This window comes from Methylocystis sp. JR02 (assembly GCF_030063565.1).
In the GTDB taxonomy this organism is placed as follows: Bacteria; Pseudomonadota; Alphaproteobacteria; order Rhizobiales; family Beijerinckiaceae; genus Methylocystis; species Methylocystis iwaonis.
This window is the reverse complement of the sequence record NZ_JASIRC010000001.1, coordinates 62,963-82,962: the sequence shown is the minus strand read 5'-3', so window position 1 is coordinate 82,962 and position 20,000 is coordinate 62,963. Positions and strand designations below refer to the sequence as shown.

Annotated in this window: 19 protein-coding genes; 8 read left to right on the top strand and 11 right to left on the bottom strand. The window is 63.0% G+C overall.

What is annotated here, in order from left to right; all coding sequences use genetic code 11:
* Positions 1-322: 322 nt before the first annotated feature.
* Positions 323-490 carry a Flp family type IVb pilin gene (locus QNA11_RS00390; protein ID WP_202073824.1) on the bottom strand — a complete coding sequence of 56 codons (168 nt, stop codon included), beginning with the start codon at positions 488-490 and terminating at the stop codon, positions 323-325.
* A gap of 287 nt (positions 491-777) precedes the next feature.
* On the opposite strand from QNA11_RS00390, the gene QNA11_RS00385 reads away from it, so the two are divergent.
* Positions 778-2,166, top strand: a complete 1,389-nt coding sequence (locus QNA11_RS00385) for a glutamate--cysteine ligase (RefSeq protein ID WP_283481512.1) — start codon at positions 778-780, stop codon at positions 2,164-2,166.
* A 43-nt stretch (positions 2,167-2,209) separates the two neighbouring features.
* Here QNA11_RS00385 and QNA11_RS00380 read toward each other — a convergent pair whose 3' ends face one another.
* Both QNA11_RS00380 and QNA11_RS00375 read right to left on the bottom strand, forming a co-directional pair.
* Positions 2,210-2,524: a hypothetical protein gene (locus tag QNA11_RS00380; protein WP_281931184.1), complete on the bottom strand. Its 315-nt coding sequence runs from the start codon at positions 2,522-2,524 to the stop codon at positions 2,210-2,212.
* Between the two features lie 240 nt (positions 2,525-2,764).
* Positions 2,765-3,517, bottom strand: coding sequence for a 16S rRNA (uracil(1498)-N(3))-methyltransferase (locus tag QNA11_RS00375; protein ID WP_283481511.1), 753 nt, complete (start codon positions 3,515-3,517; stop codon positions 2,765-2,767).
* Between the two features lie 147 nt (positions 3,518-3,664).
* Here QNA11_RS00375 and QNA11_RS00370 point away from each other — a divergent pair, with 147 nt between their 5' ends.
* Together QNA11_RS00370 and ubiA are read left to right on the top strand one after the other, a co-directional pair.
* Entirely contained in the window at positions 3,665-4,114 is a 450-nt protein-coding gene (locus tag QNA11_RS00370) for a hypothetical protein (RefSeq protein ID WP_202073828.1), read from the top strand.
* Entirely contained in the window at positions 4,111-5,064 is a 954-nt protein-coding gene (gene ubiA / locus QNA11_RS00365; protein ID WP_283481510.1) for a 4-hydroxybenzoate octaprenyltransferase, read from the top strand. The genes QNA11_RS00370 and ubiA overlap by 4 nt, the downstream gene beginning before the upstream one ends.
* Positions 5,065-5,140: 76 nt before the next feature.
* Here the strand turns inward: ubiA and QNA11_RS00360 are convergent, their stop codons facing one another.
* A complete protein-coding gene (locus QNA11_RS00360) occupies positions 5,141-5,437 on the bottom strand; it encodes a hypothetical protein (RefSeq protein WP_202073830.1) in 297 nt (98 codons plus the stop codon).
* A 312-nt stretch (positions 5,438-5,749) separates the two neighbouring features.
* Between QNA11_RS00360 and QNA11_RS00355 the strand changes: the two genes are divergently transcribed.
* The gene (locus tag QNA11_RS00355) at positions 5,750-6,577 is read left to right on the top strand and encodes a L,D-transpeptidase (RefSeq protein ID WP_283481509.1); all 828 of its coding nucleotides are present in this window, start codon (positions 5,750-5,752) and stop codon (positions 6,575-6,577) included.
* 8 nt (positions 6,578-6,585) lie between these two features.
* On the opposite strand, the gene QNA11_RS00350 is transcribed toward QNA11_RS00355, so the two are convergent.
* A complete protein-coding gene (locus QNA11_RS00350) occupies positions 6,586-6,888 on the bottom strand; it encodes a NepR family anti-sigma factor (protein WP_283481508.1) in 303 nt (100 codons plus the stop codon).
* A 195-nt stretch (positions 6,889-7,083) separates the two neighbouring features.
* On the opposite strand from QNA11_RS00350, the gene QNA11_RS00345 reads away from it, so the two are divergent.
* Positions 7,084-7,857, top strand: coding sequence for a bestrophin-like domain (locus QNA11_RS00345; RefSeq protein WP_283481507.1), 774 nt, complete (start codon positions 7,084-7,086; stop codon positions 7,855-7,857).
* 179 nt (positions 7,858-8,036) lie between these two features.
* Here the strand turns inward: QNA11_RS00345 and QNA11_RS00340 are convergent, their stop codons facing one another.
* From QNA11_RS00340 to QNA11_RS00325, 4 genes are all read right to left on the bottom strand, one after another.
* Entirely contained in the window at positions 8,037-8,840 is an 804-nt protein-coding gene (locus QNA11_RS00340) for a cyclase family protein (RefSeq protein ID WP_283481506.1), read from the bottom strand.
* A 122-nt stretch (positions 8,841-8,962) separates the two neighbouring features.
* Positions 8,963-10,318 (bottom strand): transposase, encoded by a 1,356-nt coding sequence (locus QNA11_RS00335; RefSeq protein ID WP_283481505.1) that lies wholly within the window; start codon positions 10,316-10,318, stop codon positions 8,963-8,965.
* 150 nt (positions 10,319-10,468) lie between these two features.
* Positions 10,469-10,765, bottom strand: coding sequence for a hypothetical protein (locus QNA11_RS00330; RefSeq protein WP_283481504.1), 297 nt, complete (start codon positions 10,763-10,765; stop codon positions 10,469-10,471).
* An 81-nt stretch (positions 10,766-10,846) separates the two neighbouring features.
* Entirely contained in the window at positions 10,847-11,125 is a 279-nt protein-coding gene (locus tag QNA11_RS00325) for a hypothetical protein (protein WP_283481503.1), read from the bottom strand.
* A 479-nt stretch (positions 11,126-11,604) separates the two neighbouring features.
* On the opposite strand from QNA11_RS00325, the gene QNA11_RS00320 reads away from it, so the two are divergent.
* Positions 11,605-15,036 (top strand): outer membrane beta-barrel protein, encoded by a 3,432-nt coding sequence (locus QNA11_RS00320; RefSeq protein WP_283481502.1) that lies wholly within the window; start codon positions 11,605-11,607, stop codon positions 15,034-15,036.
* 68 nt (positions 15,037-15,104) lie between these two features.
* Here the strand turns inward: QNA11_RS00320 and QNA11_RS00315 are convergent, their stop codons facing one another.
* Positions 15,105-15,857 (bottom strand): response regulator transcription factor, encoded by a 753-nt coding sequence (locus QNA11_RS00315; protein WP_281931171.1) that lies wholly within the window; start codon positions 15,855-15,857, stop codon positions 15,105-15,107.
* A gap of 539 nt (positions 15,858-16,396) precedes the next feature.
* Between QNA11_RS00315 and QNA11_RS00310 the strand changes: the two genes are divergently transcribed.
* Together QNA11_RS00310 and QNA11_RS00305 are read left to right on the top strand one after the other, a co-directional pair.
* A complete protein-coding gene (locus tag QNA11_RS00310) occupies positions 16,397-17,680 on the top strand; it encodes a DUF763 domain-containing protein (protein WP_283481501.1) in 1,284 nt (427 codons plus the stop codon).
* Between the two features lie 79 nt (positions 17,681-17,759).
* The gene (locus QNA11_RS00305) at positions 17,760-18,656 is read left to right on the top strand and encodes a radical SAM protein (RefSeq protein ID WP_283481500.1); all 897 of its coding nucleotides are present in this window, start codon (positions 17,760-17,762) and stop codon (positions 18,654-18,656) included.
* A 12-nt stretch (positions 18,657-18,668) separates the two neighbouring features.
* On the opposite strand, the gene glf is transcribed toward QNA11_RS00305, so the two are convergent.
* Positions 18,669-19,811 (bottom strand): UDP-galactopyranose mutase, encoded by a 1,143-nt coding sequence (gene glf, locus QNA11_RS00300; protein WP_283481499.1) that lies wholly within the window; start codon positions 19,809-19,811, stop codon positions 18,669-18,671.
* Positions 19,812-20,000: the final 189 nt, after the last annotated feature.

Below are 20,000 nucleotides of genomic sequence, written 5' to 3'. Positions count from 1 at the left end.
CGAGTGGCGTCTCGCCCGTCTGGACGTCCGCCCATATTTGGCGTCGATTGGGGCGAAGCAATGTGGCGCCGGTCCGAGTCTGTCAAGCCGGCCGCCAAGGCGCTGGGCGGGAGGCTGCTCGCGCGCTTTCCGCGCGCATGGAGTCGTGCGAGCGATCAGAAAGCGCGCAGAGTCAAAAAGCTGCGGCCGGGACGCGAGCGCCCGCCGGGCCGGCGAATCCCCCGTTTGGGAAGTCCGCCTGCAGGATTTTGGGAAACGGCGACGCCGACAATAGGCGCCCGCTGCGTTTTGTCCCGGCGCGGCGCGCCAGGCGTCATCCGAGCTATTTGAGTCCGGCGGCGGCCTTGTCGTAGTACAAGGTCGACATTTTCGTGCCGATGGCCGTCGCCCCGCCGATAATGATGATGGAAACAAGAGAAGCAATCACCGCATATTCAATAGCGGTGGCCCCGCCCTCGCCTGCAATAAATCGATGAAACAAGCTGCGCATCGAGCCTCCTTTGGCAAAAGATTAAGCAGGAAAACTCTCCAAACGCTTAATTGCGATGCTCCCAATCTAGGAGCCCCGCCGCCGCCCGGCCCGATCAGCAACCCTGGCGCCAGCGGCGCCGCGGCCCGCTCTTGCATCCAATCGGCTTTTACGGCATCCATCTGCGCCGACCGCTTGGCGCCACGCCAGCCTCTCGCGTATCCTGAAACTTGGCGCGGCCCTGCCTTCCTTCACCGCGCGCTCTTTTGGTCGCCACGACCTCTATCAGACGGAAAATTAAGTCAAAAATGGCTCGCGACGTAACTGACTCGACGCCGATTGCGTCCCGGGACGCGCTCGTTGAATGGCTCGCGGCCGGTTGCAAAAGCGCCGGCGCGCCGCTGCTCGTCGGCACGGAACACGAAAAAATCGCCTTCTACTCCGATCTGCTTGCGCCGGTTCCCTATGGCTGTGACGGCGGACGCTGCGGCGTCGGCCGCCTGCTCGAAGGCGTCCAGGAAGTGACCGGCTGGGAGCCGATCATGGATCGCGACGCCCTCATCGGGCTCGCCCAGACGGACGGCGGCGGCGCGATCTCGATCGAACCAGGCGGGCAATTCGAGCTTTCGGGCGCTCCCCTGCTCGACATCCACGCGACGGACGCCGAGCTCGGCGCGCATCTTTCGGCGCTGGCCGGCGTCGCGCATTCCTTGGGCGTCCAATTTCTCGATCTCGGCGCCAGCCCGAAATGGTCGCGCGCCGAGACGCCGGTCATGCCCAAGCAGCGTTACAAGATCATGGCCGCCTATATGCCGAAGGTCGGCGCGCGCGGCCTCGACATGATGTTTCGCACCGCGACGATCCAGGCCAATCTCGACTTCGTCAGCGAAATGGACATGGTCGAGAAAGTGAGGGTGGGGCTCGCGCTGCAGCCGCTCGTCACCGCGCTTTTCGCCAATTCGCCGTTCCTGGACGGCAAGCCCACCGGGCGGCTATCCGAACGCTCCAATATCTGGCTCGACACCGACGCCGATCGAACCGGCATGCTGCCTTTCGCCTTCGAGGAGGGGTTCGGCTTCGAACGCTACGTCGATTACGCGCTGGACGTGCCGATGTATTTCGTCAAGCGGGGCGACGTCTATCACGATGTTGCGGGCGCGAGCTTCCGCGACCTGCTCGACGGCCGTCTGCCGCAACTGCCCGGCGAGCGCGCCGTCATGTCCGATTGGGCGAATCATCTTTCGACGATCTTCCCTGAGGTCCGGATCAAGACCTATCTCGAGATGCGTGGCGCCGACGGTGGCCCGCGCGCCCATATGACCGCTTTGCCCGCGCTCTTCGCCGGACTTTTCTACGACAGCGTCGCGCTCGACCAGGCGCGCCAGCTCACCAAGGGATGGAGCGTCGCGGCCCGGCAGCAACTACGCGAGGATGTTCCCCATCTCGCGCTCGACGCGACGATCGACGGCCGCAGCTTGCGGGAGATCGGACGCGACGTGCTCGCCCTAGCGGAGGCGGGCCTCAAGCGACGCGCGCGCGTGAATGCGGAAGGCGCAGACGAAACGATCTATCTCGCGCCGCTTCAGAAAATCGTTTCGGAAGGGCGCACCTTGGCGCAACTGCGGCTCGAGGCCTTTCACGGCGCTTGGGGCGGCTCCGTCGACGGCGCCTTCAGGGACTGCGTTATCCCACTGTGAAAAAAAATCCCGCGGCCGAGCGCGGGATGATCTTCTTCGCTTCTCAGCGCGGGAAGAGGTCGTTGAGACCGAACGGCGCCATTGGCTGCAGATGAGACGCGCGCTGCACGCCGTCGCCCAAAGCCGCATAACCCATCGGGGCGGCTGCGGCGGCGGGGGCGCGTGGAATATCGACGCGCACATGCCCGCCGATCTTCACGCACCCGCTCGAACCCGAGACCGCGACATAGTTCGCGCCATAACGCGCACAATTATTCGACGACTCGGCATTGGCCGGAGCCGCGTCGAGCGACGCGCCAATTGCGAGACCCACGATAAGGCCGAGCGGCGCAAGGGGGCGGACATTGGCGAACATCATCAGGCGATCAGCCTCTCTTCAGATTGGACGACAAAACGTCGTCTCAATCGCGAGCCCAGAAATCTCGAGCAGAAAGGAATCTACGCGCAGTTGCGCGCGGCTCGTTTCCGCGATTCCGGCACTAGACCCAAACATCGTGGCGGGATCGTGTCCCGGCCTTCTGCGTGCTTTCACTGTTGTGGAAAAACAACACGACGAAATTTATTTTTCGTATACGGCGCGCGATCGATTAATGATTCGTTACAGAGCTTTACCATCCCAATCGCCGATTGCGGCCTGAACGATCGCCAGCGCCGCAACCGCCGCCGTGTCGGCGCGCAGCACCCTCGGCCCAAGAGAGAGTCGCGCGACATTCGAGAGGCGCGCGATGGCGGCGCGCTCCTGTTCGTCGAACCCGCCTTCAGGACCGATGAGGACGCTGACGCCCTCGCCCGAGCGCCCCGAAAGCGCTGTGACGGGATTGGCGATCGGCGCGTCCTCGTCACAGAACACGAGCAGTCTTTTCTCCGGAAAGCTGACCAAAAAATCAGCGAGATCGACGGCCTCCGAAGCTTCCGGGACGGCAAGCACGCCGCATTGCTCCGCGGCCTCTACCGCATTCGCCCGCAGCCGCGCCGAATTGACGCGGCGAACCTGCGTGCGATTGGTGATGACGGGAACAAGACGCCCCGCGCCCATTTCCGTGGCCTTCTGCGCCATATAATCGAGGCGCGCCTGCTTCAGGGGCGCGAAGCAATAGTCGAGATCGGCGAGCGGCGTCTGCGGCCGTAAAAGCTTCTCCACCCGCAATATCGCAGCGCGCCGCGTCACCGCCGTAAGATGCGCGAGGAACTCGCCGTCCCGCCCGTTGAACAGAAGAATGGCGTCGCCCTCGCGAAGCCGCAGCACGTTCAAGAGGTAATTGAGCGCGTCGGGCGGCGGGGCGACGTCCGCGCCCGGCGCCATATCCGCCTCCACGAAGAGCCGTTGCGCTGAAAAATCGTAATGTGACAAGATGGTGTCCCGACCAAGCGCGCGGTGTCCGCCGCAATGCCGCCGCCATGAAGGCGCCGCTTTGTTCGCGGACAGGTTGACCAAAACTTGCGCGAACGGCAAGCCTGCTGTTAACAGAATGAAGCTATTGAAAGCGGATCCAAACAAATGAAGATCAGCGCCTCCTCTTTCTTGCGCTCGGTCGCGAGCCTATCCGTCCTGGCGCTGCTCGCCAGCGCGGGCGCCGCCGATGCGCAATCCTGCCAGGAGGATTTCCAGAAGCTGACGGAGCGCCGCATGGCGCAAATCCAGGTGCTCAACAATCTCGGCAAGGCGGGCAAGGGCAAAATGGACCCGAACGCCGCCTGCCCGGCCGCCAAAAAGCTCGCCGCCGTCGAGAGCGAGATGCTCGGCTACATGACCAAGAACAAGGAATGGTGCAACATTCCGGATAACGTCGTCGAGGGATTCAAGCAGGCCGGCGCGAAAACGAAGAATTTCGCCTCCCAGGCCTGCTCCGCAGCCGCGAAAATGAAGCAGATGATGCAACAGCAGCGCGAGCAAGCGGCTAACGGCGGCATGGGCGCGCCGCCCAAGCTGCCTTCCGGTCCACTGTGAGCCTCGCGCAGCAAGGCAGCGGCGCGGGAGCCGCCCTCCCCGACGCACAGACCAACCATCCGCTCTGGCGCTACGCGCCGGAATGGATGCGGCCCTTTGTCCAGCTCGCGCGGCTCGACCGGCCCATCGGCTGGTGGCTGCTGCTGCTGCCCTGTTGGGAAGGCAGCGCGCTCGCCTCGGCGACGCTGCATCGCGCGCCCAATCTCTGGCATCTGACGCTGTTCTTTATCGGCGCCGTGGTCATGCGCGGCGCCGGCTCGACCTATAACGACTATGTCGACCGCAAGATCGACGCCCAGGTCGAGCGCACGCGCAATCGCCCCCTCGCCAGCGGGCGCGTCTCGCCGCGCGCGGCGCTGTGGTTCATCGTCGCGCAATGTCTCATCGGCCTTGCCGTACTGCTCTCCTTCAACGGCTACACCATCGCGCTCGGGTTTCTGTCGGTGCTGATCGTGGCGGTCTATCCCTTCGCCAAGCGCTTCACCTCCTGGCCGCAGGCGATCCTCGGCTTCGCCTTCGCCTATGGAGCCATGCTCGGCTGGACGGCGCAGACGGCCGCTATCGGCCTGCCGGCGCTATTCCTTTACGCGAGCTGCATTCTCTGGACGATCGGCTTCGACACGATCTACGCGCTGCAGGACGTGCGCGACGACGCCATCGCCGGCATCCGCTCGACGGCGCGGCTTTTCGGCGCGCAGGTTAAGCTGGCGGTCGGGGGGCTCTATGCCGGCTCCGCGCTTTGCGCGGCGCTCGCGGCCTATGGCGGCGGCGGCGGGATTTTCTCTTATCTGGGCGTCGCCGCCTATATCGCGCATCTTGCGTGGCAGACGTCGCTCACGCGCGAGGACGCGCCGCCGGGGCTCGCGCTGAAGCTCTTCCGCTCGAACCGCGACGCCGGCCTTCTGCTATTCGGCGGCTTTCTGCTGCAGAGCCTCTCGAGCATTGGCTGAGGCCCAAACATCGGGAGAGCCGAGGCGCAGGGCGCCTCGCGCTCCAGACGTGAAACGATTGGTTGCCTGACGCCTCTTATCTCCCCGGCCGCATAAACGCCCCCACCGCAATTCCGGCGATCGCGGCAATCAGCAGGGCCGTTATCGGCTGGGCGCGGACCGAGGTTTCCACCGTCGAGCGCAGATCCGAGAAGGCTTCGCTCGCGTCTTCCACCGCTTGCTGGCTCTGATCGCGGACATTGGCGAGGGCGGCCGAGGCCTGTTCGACTCCTTCCTCCGCCATACGTCCCAACTGATCGGAAGCGGAGATCGCCTGTCGGGCAGCGGAGTTGAGGCTGCTCGCGTAGTCCTTGTTTCGTCTAAAGAGCGGCATCTATCGACCCTCGCTTGGAGCCCCTCCAATTCCCACGGATCAACCGGAGGCCTCCAACGGTTGTTCCGCATCTGCTGACAAAAAGGGGCCGGCGGCGCGAGGTGAGCGCCGTGCAGGCGCTTGGCGCCGGAGCGCCGCAAATTCCCGGAATTGGCCCGCGCGCGGGCTGCCGGCCCCTGCGGCCCGGCGGCGTCTGCGCCAAACGGCAAGCGCCCCCGGTTCGTCCCCTTTTCGCCGCGATTTCAGAGATAAATGCAGTCTGCCTCGCGCTTCCGCGCGTCGCTGCTTGCTCCCAAAAGACGGATAAGGACGTTGAGACGCCGCAACTCCCTCATGCTGGTTCTCGCCGGTTTTTCGCTCTACCTCGGCCAGACGCCCGAGGCGCTGGCGCAATATTACACGCGCGAGCCGAGCGATCCCTATCTTTATGACCGCGGCCGCCAGGGCGACTATTACGCCGAGCCCGACCTTTACAGCGGCGAATTCGACCGCCCGACGCGCGCGCTCCCGAGGCGCGGCCTGGCGCCGGAGGAGCGCGATTACGGGGCTTACGGGCCCGAAAGGGACTTAGAGCCGCCGCCGCCCTCGCGCGCCCAACGACGCCCCGGGGCGCGCATGGCCGCATTGCCGCCGGACGCCGACCCGGCCTATTCGACGCCGCTCGATTTCGACGCACAGGTCGACCCCGGCGTCTCGACGAAAAACCTTGTCGACGACCCAACAGGCCAGACGCCCAATACGATCACGATCGATACGAAGGCGCGCAAGCTCTATCTGTCGGTGGGTCGAGGCCAGGCCATCGAATATGGCGTCGGCGTCGGACGTGAAGGATTCGCCTGGAAAGGCGCCGCGCAAATCGGCCGTAAGGCCTATTGGCCGGGATGGACGCCGCCGAAGGAAATGCTGCTGCGCCGGCCTGATCTTCCAGATCACATGGAAGGCGGCATGGACAATCCGCTCGGCGCGCGTGCGCTGTATCTCTTCAAGGGAGCCAAAGACACGCTTTTCCGAATCCACGGCACCAATGAGCCGGACACGATCGGCAAAGCTGTGTCTTCTGGCTGCATCCGCATGCTGAACGCGGATGTGATCGACCTTTACGGCCGTGTGTCCAAGGGAACCCGCGTCGTCGTCTTATAGGCGCGCGCTCAACGGCCCTTCGACTCGAGGCCCTCGACAAGGGTAATGAGTCTTTCGGGAACCGGTTCGCGCAAAAGCGTCTGGTAGAAATTGCGCAATTGCGCGCCGACGCGATCCTCGGGCTCGCTCTTGCGACGGGACGCGAGAAGCGTCGTACCCTGATCGCCCAGACGCGCAGGCGCAATGCTCGCCTTTCCGGCGCGGCGCAACAAGGCGGAGCCTGCGAGATCGTCGTAGACTTTTCGGGCCCCGCCCCTTTTGGCGTTGGGGGCCGCAGGGCCAGCCGCGGTTCTGAGCTCCAAGCGATTCATGGGCGCCTCAAATCGTCTGCGCGGGCCTTCTCCGATGAAGCCGAATCGAACGCTCCCGCGCATTCGAGCAAAATTGAAAAGAATTAATTAACCGTAAACGTTCCGATCGCCCGGGATTTTTGCGATTTGACAAGCTGTGGCGCTTCAGCCTGAATCGCGCCAGGCGCCAACGTCAGATTTTTGCGGAGTGAGAACTTGCTGCTTTTCCTTTGCTCGCTTCCCGTGTGGCTCGGGGCGTTTTTTATTGTGTTGTTGCCGACGGCGCTCGCCATGGTCGGCCCGATCGTCGTGCGCAAGCGCTATCCGCTTTCGCTGCTCGTCAAAAATAATGAAATCGCCGGCTTCAACTTCGCGACCGTCGGTGTGATCTACGCCGTGATTCTTGCCTTCGCGATTATCTCCGTCTGGGAGAAATTCAGCGAAACGGAGCTTCTCGTGCTGCAAGAGGCCGGAGCCTCGGCGACGCTGTACCGCCTCTCGAAGGGTCCGGACGCCGACGCCGCTGCGACCCGCGCGGCAGTGGACGCCTATTTGAGGGTCGTCGTCGAAGACGAATGGCCGCGCATGGCCCAAGGCGCGGAAAGCCGCGAAGCGGCCAAGGCGCTCGATGAGGTTTACGCCGCCGCCACGCGGCTGGGCGAAAACAAGCCCATTGCAGTCGGCGCCGAGATCATGAGAGAGCTGGGCAATATCACCCAGGCGCGGCGGGGGCGGCTGCACCTTGCAATGGGCGTCGTTTCGCCGGCGCTGTGGACGATGCTGATTTTCGGCGCGCTGCTCACAGTCGGCTTCACCTATTTCTTCGGACTCGAAAATTTTCGCGCGCAAGTGACAATGACGGGAGGTCTCGCCGCCATCGTCTTTCTGGGCCTTTTTGTCATTGTCTCCTACGATCACCCTTTCACGGGCGAGGTTTCCATCGAAACTCATCCGCTGGTTTCGGTCTTCGAAAACTTCCATCGCGAGTGATACGATTTCGTTTGAACAACGCGCATCGGGCGCTCGTCATTCCCGGCGGGATGAAAGCCCGGTCGGGAATCCAGAGCCACACGATAAGCCGCCTTTGCTCTGGATTCCCGATCACTCGCTGCGCGAGCGTCGGGAATGACGCCGAACCAAATCAGCCGGATCTCTTACAAGTCGTGCTCTCAGCGCGGCGCGAAAGCGATGACCCGCGCCGGAGCGCCCGACCCCTTTGCGATCTTCATCGGCATCGCCATAATAATCGCGCCCGTCGCCGGTAGCTGATCGAGATTGGCCAAGTTTTCGAGGCCGGGAACATTCGCTGCGCCGATGGCGCGATGCACGAGGAAGTCCTTGGACGCGCCGACGTCGACGCTCGCCGTATCGACGCCTATGAGCGACACATGCCGCTCAGCGACCAGCATGGCGGCGGCCTCGACGCCGAAAGACGGGAAATGGAGATGATCGACAGCGCCCGGCGTATCGTCGCCGAGATAGGCCTTGCGATCCGGCCAGCGCGCGCTCCATCCCGTGCGCAAGAGCACGATGGCGCCGTCGGGAATGCGGCCGTTCGCCTGCTCCCACGCTGAGACGTCTGCGGGCGTGAGCGCGTAATCCGCGTTTTTCGCCGCGCTCTCGGAAATATCGATGACCACCGCCGGGCGAATTAAGCGATCGAGCGGGATGTCCGAATTGGTCCAGCGGCTCTCTGCGAAATGCATCGGCGCGTCGATATGGGTGCCGCCATGTTCGGGAGAGCAGAAGGCGTTCGAATAATAAAAGAAACCGCCCTTGGTTAAGCCCTTGTGCTCTTGCTTGAGCTGGAAGCCTGTCGGCTCGGTCGGCCAGTAGATCGTGTCGGCGTCGAAAGGGTGGCTCAAATCCACCACCTTGGACGCCGAGAGGTCGATCGTCTGAGCGCGTGCGGCGCTGAGCGCCGCCACGCAAAGCGCCAGCCCGTACATCATTCCCCGAAGAAACTCCGGCATCGCGTTTCTCCATCACCCGCGTACTGCGAGAAGCGATGAGATTGCCTGCTCGAAACGCATTTGCCAATGCGGTTGCGGGGCGAACAACCGCTTAACAGCGCGGTGACGAAGTCGCAGCTTGATTAATCGGGTTCCGGAGCGGCGATGACGGCGAGCAAGGCCGGCGCGCCGCCGATGTCGGCGATGATGACGATGCCCGTGGCGCTATCTGTCCGAATAACGAACAAAAAGGCGTTTCTGGCCGCCTCGGCGCGTTCTCTTGGCGTCCCGCAGCCGACGAGGGCGCGCATCAGGACGCCAAGATTGAAGCCTGCGACGTGGATCAGATAGCGCTTGGCGATGTTCTCGCGACCGCGAAGCCAAGCCCGGCGCATGCCGCCGCCATCCAGCACATGGGCGAAGCTGCGTTCGACCAGCTCACCGCGCTTGCGCATGGCGGCGCGTCCAACGCCCGATTTCAGCCGTGCGCGGTTGGCGTAAACGGCGTCGCGCGCTTCTTCGTCTCCATGCCAGCGCAAATAGCCCTTCGCCGGCAAAGGCTCGCTGATCCGGCTCTTCCACTCGCCGTCGTCAAGGCCTTTCAAAACCTCGCGCGAATGATAGCCTTTGTCCGCGATGATTTCGCAAGGATCGTCCGGCGTCGGCGCGAGGCCGACAGCCGAGAGATTGGCCTTCGCCGTCTCCAGCGTGTCGCCAAGCGTCGTCGTATCGCCCTTGTCCGCCTCGTGGATCGGCGCGGCGACGATCACGCCTGTGTCGAGGTCGACCGCATGTTCCGGCTTGTAGGCGAGATGCGTCGTTCCGTCCTTCATCCGCGCGATCTTCGCCTCGGCGTCCGTGGCGCTCGTCCAATCGTCGTTCGAGAGCTTCTTGCCTTTGCGCTTACGGTCGAAACGCGCCAAATCCTCGGCGTTCGGCGTCGCGATCCCGCTTTCCTTCGCCATGCCCTCGAGCATTGCGCGATAGGTCTCGCCATTGTCGCGCCGCACGATGCTGCGCAGCGCCGCGTTCGCCTCCATGGTCGAGCCGTCGACGCCGATGCGCTCGCCCTTCACGAGGCCGCGCTCGGCGACGAGCTTCAAGATGAAACCGAATACCTTCTCGTGAACCTCATGCGGCAGACGCGAGCGCGTCTTCGACAGCCATGAATGATCCGGGACTTTCTCGCGCGTCGATAGCCGCAAGAAATCCCGCAACGAAAAGGAATCCGCGCAGCGCCATACGATGCCGCGTTCGCTGTCGAGCCCTTCGAAGTAGCCCACCATGTGCATGCGGAAATAGCGCCCTGGTGGCAACGAGGGCGCGCCCATCTTCGCCGCGTAGTAGGGCTTGCAGGCGTTCTCGACGAAAACGTCGAAGCCCGCGTCCAGTAGAACCTTCTGAAGCTCGTCGTAAAATGCGTGCCCCGGAGAGCGCGGCAGATCCGCCCAGCCGACAACCAGATCTTCCTGCGTCCCCGTCTCACGCCGCATCGCCATCGAACCAACCTCGGCCGAATCTCACTTGGAAACGGAATCAGTCAGACGCGACTTCGTCAACGGGCTGTTAAAGGTTGCGCCCCGCGCTCCAAACAGAGCTTCGCCGCGTTTCATTGTTTTTCTGGCGCGCCGACGCCCTGGATGAAACCGCTACTGTAGGGCACCGACGAAAGGCTGGCCCGGTGCGATCTGCATGACCGTCGCGCGGTTTACATAGCCCATCTGGGTTACGTCGGCATAGGAGACGGGAGCGATCTGATTGGCTCGGAAAATATTGACGGCGCTCCCTTGGCGAGCGGCGACGCCCACGCCCGGCCCGATCTGGACGGCGGCAATGACGCTGATCTGCGGGGAGTCGAACCAGTAAATTTCATTGAACTGGAGAGGCTCGGCGTTGGCTGCGAGCGTTCCGCCGCAAAGAACGGCGGCAATGGCGATAGAGCGCATGCTTTGCTCCAGCTTGGACGGCCGGTTGGCCGCGGCTGATGAAACGGCCGCGACCTGGTTCGCGTCGGAAGCCCTAATTCCTCAGAAGCCGTTCGAGAATGGAGACAGGGGGGCGACCGTGATCTGATTGATGGTCGCGTTTTGGATGACGACAGAGCCTGCCGACGCGCCGAAAATATATTGGCCGATGTGCGCCAAGTTATCGGTGCCCTTCACTGTGTTTTGCCCGATTTGAGCTTGCTGGAGCGCAAGGGCACCGTCGACGCCCCCGACGAACTGTGTGATCGAGCCGTATGAGCTTGCCAGGGCGGCGCCGGAGAAAAAGCAAAAAGCCACGGATAACGCCAGCAGTTTTCTCATGAGTAGCTCCCTTGTTTACTCGATGTTTTTTAGATTTTACTTCGTCAATGCAAAAACGAGCCTATTCCCGGAAGCGCCAACCTCATAGGCGCCCTTTTGGATTGGATGAAACTTAGTAATTTCCAGACTTCTCGACCCGAGCGCCTGCTTCCGACCCATAAAGGCGCGGCCATTGGGTCAACGCCGCGGCTCGGCTCTTCTAAGTATAAATACATAGAAATACGTATAACTACGTATTTTCCTGTTGCAAAAACAGCGCAGCGCACGAAAACGACCATCATTATCCATTCTAATACTGGCGCGATCGTCATGACGGCGCTTAGAGTTACGCGATGGTCTCCCCCGCCCCAGGCAATCCTTCCCGAAAACAGGCAAAGAAACCTTTGGCTAAGAACCAGAAGTGCTCGAAGCGTCGCCGCCTCGGTCCTGGCGCTTATTGTCTGGCCGCCTGCGCCGCAGGCGTCGCATGGCCGGCGTCCATGGCTCGCGCGCAAGTATTGAACCCGACGGTTCTCGCGCCTGCGGCAAAGCTGCCGCAGGAGCGCGAGCTGCAAACGGTGGCCTCGCATGGGCGCGCCGGCCTCCAAATGCCCAAGGCGGCGGACAAGAAATTCGTCACCGTGCGCGTCGTGACGATTGCAGGCGCGTTCCCCGAGCTTGCCGAGCAGAACGCCGCGCTCGTCCAGAAGCTCCAGGGCAGACGGCTGAGCCTCGCCGAAATTTATCTGGCGGCCGCCGAACTTCAGGCCGCCTATTCGAAGTCCTTTCCGCTTGCGACGCTTTCGGCTCCGCGCCCCGACTTCGCCGATGGCGTGGTAAAGCTCGACATCACCGACGGCGTCATCGAGAAGCTCGAACTCTCCGCCGTTCCCGAACGCGCGCGCGAGCTTGTGCGCGCCCGGCTGCAGCCGCTCGTCGGCCAGCGCCATCTGGCCGCCGCCGAGTATCAGCGACGCACCCTGCTCGTCGGCGCCATCGCCGGCGTCAGCGGCCAAGCCTCGACGACGCCGCTCGATTCCCCTGACGGCTATTCTCTAAATGTCGCGGTGGTGGAAAGCCGCGTCGCGGGCGCGAGCGCGATTACCAATCGGCTGCCGAAGGAATATGGGACGTGGGAGTTTGCGCAGACCTTCGCGCTGAACAACGCCCTGGGTTTGGGCGAACAAATCGCAGGCGCGGTTTCGTCGACGCCGGATTTCGAGCGCTATTTCAGCGGAACCTCGAAAAGCGAAGCTTATAGCACCGATGTTTTTGTGCCCATCGGGGCCGACGGCCTGGTTTTCGGCGCCGGCTATCTCATGGCGCGATCCCGCCCGTCTCCCTATTTCTCCACGCTTCCAGACGAGCTTCTCTTTGCGGGGGAGCGCGTCACGGGAAGATTCGACCGCGTCTATGCCCGCGTCGCCTATCCGCTTTTCCTCACAACCGACCTCACCCTGCGCATTCAGGCGGACGCCGAGCACATCAACAACCGCTACCGTTACCGCCCCCTGCCGCTCGGCTTCATTCAACCGGCCTGGGCGCCTTTCCCGTCTCCGATCCAGGATGTTTTCCGAGACCGCTACAATGTCCTGAGGCTGTCCGCGGACGTCAAATACCGCATCCCCTGGCTGGAGAACGCGACCTTTGCGGGTCTTATCGCTTATGGGCGGGGCCTTGGCGGCCGTTTGGACAGCACGGACTTCGCCTTTGGCCCGCCGCTGTCGCGCCTTGGCGCGAGCCCCAGTTTCGACCGGCTCAATCTGAAAGGCCGCCTCGACGTCGGACTGCCGGAAAACTTCATCTTCTCCGCGATCGGCCGCCTGCAAACGAGCTTCGGCAAGCCGCTCATGATCCCGGAAAACTTTTTGCTCGACGGCCCGGAAGCTGTGTCGGGCTATGCGTCCGGCACGCTCAACGTCGACCGCGGCGTCACAGCCCGCGCCGAGCTGTCACGGCCGGTCAATCTCGCGCTGCTCGGCTATAATCATTTGGTGTCCCCTTACGTGTTCGGCGCCTGGGGCAGCGGCGTGCGCGAAGAGCGCTCGCCAGGATTTTTCCGGCATATATGGGCCGAGACCTTCGGCGGCGGCGTGCGGACCGATACGAATTTCACGGGCACGCCCTTCGGCGAGTCGCTCTCGATCGAGGTCGGTCGCGACTTGTCGAACATTCCGTTTCGCAACAGCGGCTATCGCACCAATGTGACTTACAATATGCGCTTCGCGGGCGACCCGTTCGCGCCCGAGGCGACGCCGGCCGCGCCAAGCGGCATTTTCAAAAAGGGCCCGCCGGATGAAAAGCCCGCCTCCCCTTTATGGGAGGGCTTCTACGCAGGTTTGAACGCCGGCTACACTTGGGATCCGAGGCCCGAGATCGCGACGGCCGGCGTGCCGCTCTGGACGGGCATCGACACGTTTTTTACGGGGCTCGTTCCCCATTGGCTCGCGTCGGCGAATGGTCTGAGAGGCCGAGCGATCGAAGCCGGCGGCGGTTTCGCCGGCGGCGCCCAGACCGGCTACAATTTGCAGTTCGGCAAAGTCGTCGCCGGCCTGGAGACCGACATTCAGGGGTCAAACGCGCGAACCCGGCATGCGCTCACAAATGGCGGGGCTTCGTTTTTCGAGGTCGACGTCCAAAACCGGCTGTTCGCGGTCGAGCCTTTAGCGACAAGCATCGACCACACGAAGAACGTCGACTGGCTCGGAACGACGCGCGCGCGGCTCGGCTATCTCGTTACGCCGAGGTTCCTGGCCTATGCAACGGGCGGCGTGGCTTACGGCGAGGCGCGCGCGAGCACCTTCGTTCGTCAGAACTGGGCGCCCTTCGCGCCGCTCGGCCCGTTTTTGCAATCATCTGGCGCGACCGGCGGCTACTCCGGCTTTAGAGTCGGATGGACGATCGGCGCCGGTCTCGAATGGATGTTCGCGCCCAATCTCAGCGTGAAGGCCGAGTACCTTCATTATGATCTCGGGAGCGTCAACTACGCGCTCTCTCCTCTCGTCACCACCCTTACCCTGACCGGCGACACAAACGTCATCCTGCCCGGCGCGCACACGCAATTCCGTGGCGACGTCGTGCGCGTGGGTCTCAATTATTTCTTCGGACGGCCGGCAGGCGAATCTCCGGCGCAGGCGCCGGCGGCCTTCGCGCAAGGCTTCTATGCCGGCCTCAACGCCGGTTACGCTTGGGACGCGTCCCCTTCCGTCGCGCTGGCCGCGGGACCGATCCAGGCCGACATCGACCGAGCCGTTTCCGGCACTCTCGCGGGCGCGATGGCCGCAAGCGCGACAGGCGTCTCGAGCGCTTCCGCCAATGGCGCGCTGGGCGGCGGCCAAGCTGGCTATAACTGGTTGATCGGCAATTATGTCCTCGGCGTCGAAGCGGATTTGCAGGGGGCGAGCCAAAAAGGCCGCGGCGGCTTCATTGGTTTCGCGCCAAACTCTGTCGCCGGCGTCCCCTCCGGGGCCTCCAGCACAGCGGTTCACAGTGAGAAAACGCTCGACTGGTTCGGCACGCTACGGATGCGCGGCGGTTTCCTGGTCACGCCGTCCCTGCTCGCCTATGGAACCGGCGGCTTCGCCTATGGCGGCGCCACGGTTCAGAACCTGACGGCGCATCAAACCGACTCCGCGCTTCTTTTCCTTCAGTCGACGGGTTCCGTCGGCAGTTATTCGGCGGGCCGGATTGGATGGACTCTCGGCGGCGGCATCGAATGGAAATTCGCGCCGGACCTGAGCCTGAAGGCGGAGTATCTGCACTATGATCTTGGCCGCGCGCAATATGGCGCCGGCGTGATCGCGACCGAGTTTCTCGGCCGCGCCAATAAAGCCGCCCTTACAGCCAGCACGCGGTTCAGCGGAGACATTGCGCGCCTGGGACTGAATTACCACTTCGATCCCATTGCGGTCCTACCGGCCCTCACCCGGTAGCGCCGCGACCACGCACGAAAAAGCCGCGCGCTTTTCGCGTCGCGGCCTTTGTTTTACGTGGACGAGTGTTACGCGCAGTAGGACGTCGGCGTTTCTTCCTGCTGCCCCGGCTGGCCGCGGACGATCTCCGCGATCCGGATCACCGCCTCGGTGCGGTTGCGCACTTGCAGCTTGCGCATGACGTTGCGGATGTGAACCTTCACGCTGCTCTCGCTCATGCTCAGCTCATAGGCGATGACCTTGTTGGATTTGCCTTTGAGCAAGGCTTTGACCACATCGTTTTCGCGGACCGTAAAATCAAACTTTGCATCACAGCGAATGCTCTCGTTCGACTCCTCCGGCCGCGTTTCCATCACCGCATTCGCCGGGACGAACACGCCTCCCACGAGAACGAGCTTGATCGCCCTGGCGACGACTTCGAGCGGCGTGTCGCTCGGAATATAGCCCTTCGCGCCGCTCCGGAGGCTATTGGCGATGTGGCTGCGGCTTTCATTGTCCGAGAAGAGAACGAGGGGGACTTCTTTCTCCCACTGCGACAATTCCCGGATCAACTCGGACTGCTCGGCCTCGATCTGCTTGTCGACGCCGCTGAGGATAATCACGCAGGCGGAGGCGCCGGTCGGGTCCTGGCTCCAGGACGCCACGTCCGGATAGGTCAGGATTGGCAATCCGAGCTTTTTTTGCAGGCACATGGCCAAGCATTCTCGGATAAGCGCTCTCGTTTCGATGATGATGACGGACGGCGAGAAGGCGTCGGATAAGTTCTGGCTCGCGAAAATCTCCTCGCGCGAAAAGATCTCGTCTTGAGCTTCTCCAATCATGGCAACCCCCTACGCAAACCACAACACAACGTGGAATTAAACTTTAGCCGGATTAGTTTTCGTTGCAAGATAAATTTAATCACCTCCGTCAAGACTGAGAAACCGCGATTAACAGCAAAATTATAAGGCCAAGCTGCTTGCAGCATATACAGTATTATACGTATGTAAAACTACTTACCCAGGAAGGAGTGCGGGAAAACCACAAGACATTACACAACCCCGGTATGTCGCCCGTTACAACTCGCGCATCTTCGACAACAGTGAACAAGTCCGCCGCATACCGATCGTCCAGGACTGTCCCTGCTCTTGCGCAGTCTGTCACATCGAAATCCATCCCTCGCCAATTCACGCGGGTTCCGCAAAAGCTCAGGAAGAAACGAGGAAAGAAAGAAGCTCTCGGGAAAGGCGAAAGAATATAGGTTCCGAATGTCTGCACCGCTCGAAAGGCTGAGGCCGGATGCGCCGGGAGATAACGGCCTTGCATGTCGCGCCCGAGCGGATACATCCTGCCCGACACGCTCGCTTTCGGGATTCCAAACGTGACACGTCGTTCAGGCAGCGCCGATCTGCCGCTTCATTACGGCCGCGTTCCGGCGTGGCTCAGCCAGCGCATGGCGAGCCTCGGCGCGGTGATCGCCGAAGCCATCGTGCATCATTACGGCCGCGACGAGTTCCTGCGCCGTCTCGCCCATCCGTTCTGGTTCCAATCCTTCGGCGCGGTCATGGGCATGGATTGGCACTCCTCCGGCGTCACAACGAGCGTGATCGGCGCGCTTCGACGCGGCCTGACGCCGCTCGCGGGAGAGCTTGGCCTACATGTCTGCGGCGGACGCGGCGCGCGCTCTCGCCAAACCCCGCTCGAGCTGACGACCATCGGCGCGCGCGTGGGCTTCGACGGAGCGGCGCTCGCGCGGGCGAGCCGGCTGGTCGCCAAGGTGGACAGCGCCGCCGTGCAGGACGGGCTCGACATCTATCTGCATGGCTTCATCGTAGCCGACGACGGCAAGTGGGTGGTCGTTCAGCAGGGAATGAACGGCGAGACGCGCTATGCCCGCCGCTATCACTGGCTCTCGGAAGGGCTCAAAGATTTCGTCGAGGCGCCTCACGCAGCCATCGACGGCGAGAACCAGGGCGAAATCGTCAATCTCACCGACTACAGGGCCAGCGCCTCGCGCGCGCGCCAGCTCGATCTTCTGCGCGACCTCGGGCCGGACGGCCTGCTGCGCGAGGTCGCCGCCGCCGAAGGCAAATCCGAGCCGGCGCCTGCACAAGCCACGCTCCCGCACCTCTTCATGCCGGCCCATCACGACGTCCGCCCCAAGGATGTGATGCTTCGCAGGCTGCACGGGGCCCTCGCCGCCGCCGCGGATCAGGGCCCACAAGACTTCGCCGATCTGCTGCTCGTGCCAGGCGTTGGCGCCCGCACGGTTCGCTCGCTCGCGATGGTGGCGGAAGTTGTCCACGGCGCCCCTTGCCGCTTCGCGGACCCGGCGCGCTTCTCGCTCGCTCATGGCGGCAAGGACCGCCATCCCTATCCGGTCCCCATCGACGTGTACGACAAGACCATCGATGTGTTGAGAAGCGCGGTCAGCAAGGCCAAGCTCGGAAACGCCGACAGGCTCGACGCCCTTCGCCGGCTCGACGAGCGCGCGCGGCGTCTGGAACGCAGCGCTACGGGCCCGTCTCTGCCGCAATTCGTTGAAGAGGAGCGGCAGCGCTCGCATGAATATGGCGGGCGAAGCGTCTTCGGCTGGGAGCCCGCTCCCCAGGGCGCCACGGAACCGCCCGCGGAAAGCCGGCGTAACAAAGCGACGCGCGCCTGAGGGGAAGAAAAACGGCGTTTCGGCTGGCGCCGCAGTTGCGTTAAACTCCTGCCGCCTCTCCTATCCCAGCCGCTTGCACATGACGACTTTCCCTATTCGCTACGTCGAACCTGTCTACCGCCCGCCGAGCGAAGCTGACTCGCTTATCCTGCCCGTGACCAATGGCTGCTCGTGGAACCGCTGCACATTCTGCGAAATGTATAGCGCGCCACAAAAGCGCTTCCGCCCCAGAGACGCGCAGGAAGTGCTCGAAAGCATAAAGCGCTGCGGGGAACAATTCGGACCAGACCTCAAACGCGTTTTCCTCGCGGATGGGGACGCGATGACGCTCTCGACCCGCCGGCTCGTCGCCGTGCTCGAGGCGATCCGACGCGATTTGCCGGGCGTGCGCCGGGTATCGAGCTATTGCCTGCCGCGTAATGTCCGCAAGAAGTCGACCGCGGAGCTTCGCGAGCTCAAGGAGCTCGGGCTCTCGCTCGTCTATGTCGGAGCGGAGTCCGGCGACGACGAGGTGCTGGCGCGGGTCGACAAGGGCGAGACTTTCGCGACCACGCGCGAGGCGCTGGAAAAATTGCAGGAGGCGGGCGTCAAACGCTCCGTCATGATCCTCAACGGCCTCGGCGGAACGGCGCTGTCGCGCCAACATGCGCTGAATTCAGCGGCGCTGATGAATGCGGCGCAACCGGAGTTCCTCGCGACGCTGGTGGTGAGCTTTCCCTACGGCGACGCGCGGCTGCGCGGAAATTTCCCGGACTGGGAGCCGCTCGACATCCTGGGCCTCATGCGGGAGATGGAGCTGTTCATTTCCGCCCTGGAGCTGAACAGAACGGTCTTTCGCAGCGACCACGCCTCGAATTGGCTCGTCCTCAAAGGAACGCTCGGCGCCGACAAGACGCGGCTGCTTCAAGACCTGCGCGGGGCGATCGCCGAGCCGGAGGCCGCGCCGCTGCGGCCCGCCTGGGCGCGCGGGCTGTAGCGCCGCCGCCCCTCACGGCTCGACAAAGAACGACGGCGGCGCCTCCCCGCGCGCGATCAGCTCCAACAGCCTGTCGCTGGCGGCCAGGGCCTCCTCGATCGTCACATCCATATCCAAATATCGATAGGTTCCGAGCCGCCCGACGAAACTCACCTTTTCGCTGGCGCGCGCGAGCTCGATGTAGCTGCGCAGCAGTTTCTGCTCATTCGCGAGCCGGATCGGATAATAAGGAATGTCTTGGGCGCCGGCGGCGCGGCTGTATTCCCTGTAGCAAAGCGTCAAATCGAATGTGTCTTTTTCCCAGGGCGCAAAATATTTATGTTCGGTTATTCGCGTGAAGGGCACGTCGGCGTCGCAGTAGTTAATGACCGCCGCGCCCTGGAAATCACCCTTGTCGATCATTCGTTCGAAGTCGAGCGTGCGGTAGCCGAGCCGGCCAAGCCGGAAACCGAAAAAGCGGTCGAGCGGCCCGCTATAGAAGACATGGGCGAAATTCTCGCTCAGCTCCTCGAAGCGGCAGTTCAACCGGACCTCGACATTCGGCGCGCGGAGAATGTTCTCGGCCATCGCCGTGTAGCCGTTGCTGGGAATGGCCTGATAATGATGCGCAAAGTAACTGTCGTTGTAATCGAATCTGGCGGGCAGGCGCTTGAGGACGGACGCCGGAAGGTCCGTCGGGCTCATGCCCCATTGTTTCGACGTGTATCCTTTGAAGAAGGCCTCGTAGAGCTCCTCGCCCATCAAGGCAAGCGCCTGCTCCTCGAAATTTCGCGGCTCTTCGATTTTACGCGCTTTCGAGGCGATGAAGGCGCGCGCCTCCGCCGGCCCCATGCATCGTTTGAAGAACTGATTGATCGTCATCAGGTTCAAAGGCAGCGAATAGACGCCCGACTTGGCGACGGCGACGACGCGATGGTTATAGGGCCGCATCTCCGCGAAGCGCGTGACGTAAGACCAGACCCGTTCGTTCGAGGTGTGAAAGATGTGAGGGCCATAAATATGAGTCATCACGCCCGTCTCAGGGTCACGGGCGCTGTGACAGTTGCCGCCAAGATGCGATCGCTCGTCGACGACCAGAACCTTGTGCCCCGCCTCGCCCAGGCTCCTGGCGATCACGGCGCCGCTCAAGCCCGCGCCAACCACGCAATATCTCATCTGGCCCCTCGCAAGTTCATCGAGGGAAACTACTGGGTCAGGCTGGCGCGACGCTGCCGGGCCCCGGCCAGAAAATCGACCTATGACGCGCCTTTAAGCGTCGCTGGAAACTTCTTGTTAGAAAGATGCCGTTACTGTGGTCAAGCCGGCCGTTCGCCCGGCTAGTTCGCGCGTAGGACAGATGATCTG